The organism is Nocardiopsis halotolerans DSM 44410 (assembly GCF_000341065.1).
Classification (GTDB): Bacteria; Actinomycetota; Actinomycetes; order Streptosporangiales; family Streptosporangiaceae; genus Nocardiopsis; species Nocardiopsis halotolerans.
Map to the genome: position 1 here is coordinate 15,486 of NZ_ANAX01000349.1, position 6,945 is coordinate 22,430.

A 6,945-nucleotide genomic window follows, 5' to 3' on the forward strand; every position below is an offset into this window, starting at 1 on the left:
GCCGTCGGTCGCGTCGGCTTCGTCGGCCCCGTCCTCGGTACCCACCGCGCTGACGCGGGCGGGCACGCCGGGCTGGTCCCCGCGCAGGAGGCTGATCGCGTCGAGCAGGCCGTACTGGAGGACGAACAGCAGCGGCCAGACCAGCAGGAAGGCGGTCGCGTTCAGCTGGAGCGCGGTCTCGACGGTCGCACCGGGCTCGGCCGCGGCGACGGCGGCGCGGGACGGAGCGTCCAGGGCGACCCCGACGCGCCAGGTGAGCAGTGACCCGCCCAGCGATCCCAGGGCGCCCGCGACCAGGCAGACCATGCGCAGGTCCTGGAAGCGGCGGCGGGCCAGCGGAAACTGGAGCATGTAGGCGGTGTAACCGGCGATCAGCCCGGTGGCGGCGGTGATGAGGGCGAAGTAGCCCTCGCCCGCGAACACCAGTTCGGTGGTGCCGGTGTAGACCTCGCCCTCACCCAGCGCCATGCCCTCCGCGCGTGGCGCGATCGCCCACCAGAGCAGCCCCAGGAGTGCGCCCAGCAGGAGCAGGATCCCGAGGACCCACGCTCCCGCGGCCAGCTGTCGTGCCGGCGCCGACGTGTTCTCCCGGTTGCGGTCCGCCATCTCCCCCACTCTCCGAGCCCCGTCCCGGCCTGCGGAAAACCAGTGGATACGGGGCATAGCCGGAACGGAGAATACCGGCATGAGTGACAAGAACAGCCCTCTGGCCACCCCCGCGCTCCACCGTGTCGACCCGCCCAAGGCCTCCGACGAGCGCACCATGCTCACCAGTTGGCTGGACTGGCACCGCGCCACGGTCCACGCGAAGTGCGCCGGCCTGTCCCACGAACACGCCGTCGCGACTCCCCTGCCGACCTCTCCGTTGATGAGTGTGGGCGCCCTCGTGTCGCACCTGCGCTGGGTGGAGCACGCCTGGTTCGAGGTGGTCCTGCTGGGTCAGCCCGACGAGGGGTACGCCACCCCCGAGGATCCCGACGCCGAGTGGCGCCGGGGCGGGGAGGTGCCCCTGGAGCGGCTTCTGGAGGAGTACGAGGCCCAGTGCGCCCGCTCCCGCGAGATCACCGCCAGGTTGGAACTGGGCTCGGGGTCGCGGCGTGCCCACCGGTCGGAGGGGCACACCACCCTGCGCTGGGTGCTGGTGCACATGGTCGAGGAGACCGCCCGCCACAACGGCCACCTGGACGTCCTGCGCGAACTCGCCGACGGAACCACGGGCGAGTAGTCCGCGGGTCGGCGGAGGGCCGCGCTCCGACGGACGGGGGCGCCCGAGGACGTGTTCGCGTCCCCGGGCGCCCCTTCGCCGTTCACCGGGTCATCGCCGGTGCCCGTCAGTCCTCATCGTCGTCCGCGTAGGCGGAGCCGGAGGTGGAGGTGGTGTCCTCGCCCTCCTCGGCGAGGATCAGGTACAGCCCCCGCCGGGTCTCGGACAGGAGCCGCTTGGCCCGCGCCAGCTGGTCGTCGGTGCCCGCCTGGGCGACCTGGGCCGCGGCGGCGTTGAGCTGGTGGGTCAGGGCGGCGATCTCCTCGTACCGGGACCGGCTGTCGGCGTAGGCGTCGGCGACCGCCTCCCAGGGCGGGGTGAGGTCGGCGCCGTGCTCCTCCAGGTGGGCGATGCCCTCCTCGGTGAGCTTGTAGGGGCGCCGACGCCCCTCGCCGCCCTCCTGGCTGACCAGGCCCTCGTCCTCCAGCTGCTGGAGCATGGGGTAGACGGAGCCGGGGCTGGGCCGCCACATGCCCCCGCTGCGGTCGCGGCCCTCCCGGATGATCTCGTATCCGCTGCGCGGTTCCTCGGCCAGCAGCAGCAGGATGCCGGTGCGCACGTCGCCGCGCCTGGCGCGGTGTCCGCCCCTGCGGCGGCCGCCTCCGGGCCCGGAACCTCCGCCAGGACCGAAGCCGCCGAACGGGTTGTCCGGCCCGCCCGGCCCTCCGCCCCAGGGGGGCGTACCCGGAGGCATCGGAGGTTCGGGCGGGATGACCGGAGGGACGACGGGCGGGCCGAACCCGCCCCCGCCGTGCCCGGGGTGTTCACCGCGCGCCTCGGCGCGGGGGTTCCAGGATCGGGGATCCCAGACGCGGCGGCCGCGGCGCGGACCACGCGCGTCCCATGACCAGGGACCGGGAAGTGCCATGGCGCTCATGGTGCTCTCCTTCGTTTCGTGCGATACAGAGCGACTGTCATCCTCTGTCCTGATAGCTCAAAGATATATCGCTAACTTCCCCCTGGCAAGGCCCGGGCACGAAAAAGTCCCCGCGCGCCGTCGGGCGCACGGGGACCACGGGGTCGTGGGAGGCGGGTCAGTAGTCGACCGCGTACGCCCCCAACAGGCTCTTGACCTCGCCGTTGAACTCCGGGGAGATCCGCACCGAGTAGCGGTCCACGGCGTAGACACGCGACTTCACCGGGTTGTCCACCCGGATCCGCACCGGGGTCTCCCCCTTGTGGGTGGCCAGCACCTGGCGCAGGTCACCGACCAGTTCGGGGGTGAGGCGCTTCTCGTCCACGGTCAGCAGGACGGGGGGCTCTCCCTCGGTGACGTGCGAGATGTCCAGGATCGACATCTCCGAGGCGAACATCGACCACGTACCGTCCCGGTCGTTGAGCCTGCCCTTGACCGTGACCGCGGTGTCCTCCAACAACGCCTCCACGTACAGCGGATACGTCTTGGGGAAGAACAGCACCTCCATGGAGGCGTCCAGGTCCTCCACCGTGGCGATGGCCCACTGGTTGCCCGCCTTGTTGGTGCGCTTGTCCACCTTGGAGATCAGCCCGGCGATACGCACCTCACCGCGCTCACGGGCCATCTCCCCGGCCACGACCTGGGCGATGGAGGTGTCACGCGAACGCGCCAGCACCCGCTCGGCCCCGGCCAGCGGGTGGCTGGACACGTACAGCCCCAGCATCTCGCGTTCGAAGGAGAGCTTGGTCTTGCGGTCCCACTCCTCGTCGCCCCAGTTGATGTTGAGCCCGATCGGGGTGGAGTCACCCTCGTCGGCGCCGCCGAACAGGTCGAACTGGCCGTGCGCCTCCTGCTTCTTGGAGCTGATCATGCCGTCGACCGCCGTCTCGTGGTGGCGGTAGAGCTCGCGGCGCGGCTGACCCAGGGAGTCGAAGCCGCCCGCCTTGATCAGCGACTCGATGACGCGCTTGTTGCAGGCGGCCAGCTCGATCTTGGACAGGAAATCGGTGAAGGAGCTGTACTTGCCCTTCTCGGTGCGGGTCTTGATGATCGAGTTGACCACGTTGGCGCCCACGTTGCGGACCGCGCCCATGCCGAAGCGGATGTCGTTGCCGACCGGGGTGAAGCGCAGACCGGACTCGTTGACGTCGGGGGGCAGGACCTTGATGCCCTGGGCGCGGCACTCGGCCAGGTAGACCGCCATCTTGTCCTTGTCGTCACTGACCGAGGTCAGCAGCGCGGACATGTAGGCGGCGGGGTGGTTGGCCTTGAGGTAGGCGGTCCAGTAGGAGACCAGCGCGTACCCGGCCGCGTGCGACTTGTTGAACGCGTACCCGGCGAAGGGGAGCATGACGTCCCACAGCGCCTGGACGGCCTCCTTGGAGAAACCGCGCTCCATGGCACCGGGGAAGAACTTGGCCTCCTCCTTCTCCAGGGCCTCCTTCTTCTTCTTACCCATGGCCCGACGCATCAGGTCGGCGCCGCCCAGGCTGTACCCGGCCAGCTGCTGGGCGATCGCCATGATCTGCTCCTGGTAGACGAGCAGATGGAAGGTCTCACCCAGGATCGGGTCCAGGGCCTCCTTGAGTTCGGGGTGGATCGGGGTGATCTCCTGGCGGCCGTTGGAGCGGTCGGCGTAGTCGTTGTGCGCGTTGGCCGCCATCGGACCCGGCCGGTACAACGACAGCACGGCCGCGATGTCACCGAACTTCTTGGGTTCCATCCTCTTGAGGAGGTTGCGCATCGCGCCGCCGTCCAGCTGGAACACTCCCAGGGTGTCGCCGCGCGAGAGGAGCTGGTAGGCCTTCTTGTCGTCCAGGGGCAGCTGCCCCAGGTCGATGTCGATCCCCTCGGACTCCTTGATGCTCTTGATCGCGTCGTCCATGATCGTCAGGTTGCGCAGGCCCAGGAAGTCCATCTTGAGCAGGCCCATGTCCTCGCACTGCGGGAAGGGGAAGCCCGTGATGATGGCGCCGTCGGTGTCCCGCTTGTGCAGCGGGATGACGTCGAGCAGCGGTTCCTTGGACAGGATGACGCCCGCGGCGTGCACACCCGTGCCCCGGGTCAGGCCCTCGATACCGCGCGCGGTCTCCATGACCTTGGCGACCTGACTGTCGTTGTCGACGAGGTTGCGCAGCTCCGTGGTCTCGCCGTAGCGCTCGTGCTCGGTGTTGAACACGGCGTCGAGCGGGATCTCCTTGCCGCCCACCGCCGCGGGGAAGGCCTTGGTGATCTGGTCGCCCACCGAGTAGGGCATGCCCAGGATGCGGGTGGAGTCCTTGACCGCGGCCTTGGCCTTGATGGTGCCGAAGGTCAGGATCTGCGCGACACGCTCGTCTCCGTAGAGCCTCGTGACGTACTCGATCATCTCCCCGCGCCGACGCTCGTCGAAGTCCAGGTCGATGTCGGGCATGGTGACGCGTTCGGGGTTGAGGAACCGCTCGAACAGCAGACCGTGCTCCAGCGGGTCCAGGTCGGTGATGCCCAGCACGTAGGCGATCATCGAACCCGCCGCCGAACCACGCCCCGGACCCAGCGCGATACCGCTCTTGCGCGCGTACTGGCAGATGTCGGAGACCACGAGGAAGTAGGCCGGGAAGCCCATCTCGTTGATGATGCCCAGTTCGAAGTCGACCCGCCTGCGGACATCGTCACTGATCCCGTTGGGGTAGCGCTCCCTGAGGAGCCGTTCGACCTCCTTGGCCAGCCAGGAGGACTGGGTCTCGCCCTCGGGCACGGGGAAGGTGGGCATGAGGTCGCGTGGGGCGAACACACCCTCGTAGGCGTCGGGCTCGATCCGCTCGGCCACCAGCAGGGTGTTCTTGCAGCCCTGGGCCCACTCGTCGAAGTTGAGCAGGCCGCGCATCTCGTCGGCGGTCTTGAGGTAGTAGCCCGACCCGTTGAACCGGAACCGGGTGGGGTCGTCCAGGTTCTTGCCCACGCCCACCGCCAGCAGGGCGTCGTGCGCCGAGGCCTGGGACTCGTACACGTAGTGGGAGTCGTTGGTCACCAGCGGCGGGATGTCCAACGCGCGGCCGACCTTGAGCAGGCCGTCGCGGACCTCCTTCTCGATGGGCACCCCGTGGTCCATCAGCTCCAGGAAGACGTTCTCCTTACCGAAGATGTCCTGGAGCTTGCCCGCGTAGTCGATGGCCTCCTTCTCCTGGCCCAACCGCAGGCGGGTCTGCACCCCGCCCGAGGGGCAGCCTGTGGAGACGATGACGCCCTCGCTGTACTCCGACATCAGGTCCAGGTCCATGCGGGGCTTCATGTAGTAGCCCTCCATGGACGCCAGCGACGACATCCGGAACAGGTTGCGCAGCCCGGTCTCGTTCTGGGCCAGCATCGTCATGTGCAGGTAACGGCCTCCACCCGAGATGTCCTTGCCGCCCTCGGCCGAGGCGTCGTCGGAGCCGCTGGCCCGCCCCCAGAAGACCCGCTTCTTGTGGAAGCGCGACTCGGGGGCGACGTAGGCCTCGATGCCGATGATCGGCTTGACCCCCGAGCCCTTGGCCTGCTGGTAGAACTCGTAGGCGCCGAACATGTTGCCGTGGTCGGTCATGGCGACCGCTGGCATGCCCAGCCTCCCGGCCTCCTTGAACAGAGGCTTGAGCTTCGCTGCCCCGTCGAGCATCGAGTACTCGGTGTGGACGTGCAGATGGGCGAAGGAGTCGGCCATGGCTAGGGTGCCCCCAGGAGGGTCGGTGGACGTGTGGTAACTCCTGAGCCTACGACTTTCCCGACCGCTCCGCTGACGCCTGTGGACAACATCCGTGGACGACGCAACGTGCTTCACAACAAGCGCGGCGAGCCCGGCGAGCCCGGCGAATGTGGTGTGAGGCACGACCACGGTCGGTCGATCCGGGGCACGGCGCCGTCACGGCGGACGTGGTGGCGCGGGAGGGCGTCCAAGCCGCCCCTGTGACGGGAGTGCGCCCAGGCCGTCCCTGATGAAGCGTGGCGCCTCGGCGGTCGGGTTCTTGGAGTCGTGGATGACGACCTGCCGACCATGGGCGGTTGGGTTTTCCACAGGCGGTGGTTGGGGCTGTCCCGGGGTGGGGCCGTGATGGTTTCCTGGAAATAGGGGGGATCCCACCCCTGCACGCCTTGGCATGCCCACAGCCTCCCAGGGGTTTGGAAAGCAGGGGATCCGGAATTCGGAGTTAATGACCACAGAGGGGGCTCGGGCGGAAAAGCGCATCATTGAGGGGTAGGGAGGGGCCGCCCTCAGGGCTCCTCCCTACGCTGTTCCTGCTGGGGGTTGTTGGCGGCAACGAAAGCGCACCAGCTGCCGCGAAGTGGTTCGGGCGGCCGGGAAACGGTTGGGGCCTGGCGAGGGTTGAGCACCCGACGAAAAGCGGCACCAACGGCAGGCAGGCCATATCCGCTCCCTGCCAACGCCCAGGCCCCTGAGGGTACAGGTCCGCGACGTCGGCACCAACGGCGAGAGCCACCACTGGAGGGCGACCAACGCCTAAGGTTCGCGGGCGGTGGGCCGCTCCTGCGAAAAGCAGCACCAACGGCACGAGCGGCCACCGGAGGGCGACCAACGATCGCTGTTCGCAAAAGGCTGGACCCTGCTGCGCCGACACCCACGACAACACGCTTTCCGGTCGCGCTTTCCGGGCACGCTTTTCGGGTGCCCCCAATTGTGCTTTACCGGGAAGCTTTTCCTTGCGAAAGAAAAGGCGCGGAAAAGGCAGAAGATGGGGCAGGAATTGCTGGCGGAATGGTGCCGCCTCGCTTATAATAAGAAGTATGGAGA

At 68.5% G+C, this 6,945-nt stretch carries 5 protein-coding genes (1 of these 5 cut by a window edge); 2 read left to right on the top strand and 3 right to left on the bottom strand.

The features are described from left to right. Positions 1 to 606: the 5' portion of a hypothetical protein gene (locus tag D455_RS0125930; RefSeq protein WP_017573579.1), read on the bottom strand. 96 nt of this gene lie to the left of the window's left edge; 606 of the gene's 702 nt are visible here — the first part of the coding sequence; its start codon is at positions 604 to 606; its stop codon lies beyond the left edge, outside the window. Between the two features lie 79 nt (positions 607 to 685). Between D455_RS0125930 and D455_RS0125935 the strand changes: the two genes are divergently transcribed. Further along, positions 686 to 1,225, top strand: a complete 540-nt coding sequence (locus tag D455_RS0125935; protein WP_017573580.1) for a DinB family protein — start codon at positions 686 to 688, stop codon at positions 1,223 to 1,225. Positions 1,226 to 1,331: 106 nt separating this feature from the next. On the opposite strand, the gene D455_RS0125940 is transcribed toward D455_RS0125935, so the two are convergent. Together D455_RS0125940 and dnaE are read right to left on the bottom strand one after the other, a co-directional pair. Continuing rightward, positions 1,332 to 2,141, bottom strand: coding sequence for a PadR family transcriptional regulator (locus D455_RS0125940; RefSeq protein WP_017573581.1), 810 nt, complete (start codon positions 2,139 to 2,141; stop codon positions 1,332 to 1,334). A gap of 157 nt (positions 2,142 to 2,298) precedes the next feature. Next, positions 2,299 to 5,859 carry a DNA polymerase III subunit alpha gene (gene dnaE, locus D455_RS0125945; RefSeq protein ID WP_017573582.1) on the bottom strand — a complete coding sequence of 1,187 codons (3,561 nt, stop codon included), beginning with the start codon at positions 5,857 to 5,859 and terminating at the stop codon, positions 2,299 to 2,301. A gap of 811 nt (positions 5,860 to 6,670) precedes the next feature. Between dnaE and D455_RS34935 the strand changes: the two genes are divergently transcribed. Beyond that, a partial coding sequence (locus D455_RS34935) for a hypothetical protein (protein ID WP_206539296.1) occupies positions 6,671 to 6,945 on the top strand: 275 nt, incomplete at its 3' end.

Excerpts from the sequence above, each read along its gene's own strand:
- D455_RS0125935 (WP_017573580.1), top strand. The coding sequence starts at position 686 with ATGAGTGACAAGAACAGCCCTCTGGCCACCCCCGCGCTCCACCGTGTC.
- D455_RS0125940 (WP_017573581.1), bottom strand. The coding sequence starts at position 2,141 with ATGAGCGCCATGGCACTTCCCGGTCCCTGGTCATGGGACGCGCGTGGT.
- dnaE (WP_017573582.1), bottom strand. The coding sequence starts at position 5,859 with ATGGCCGACTCCTTCGCCCATCTGCACGTCCACACCGAGTACTCGATG.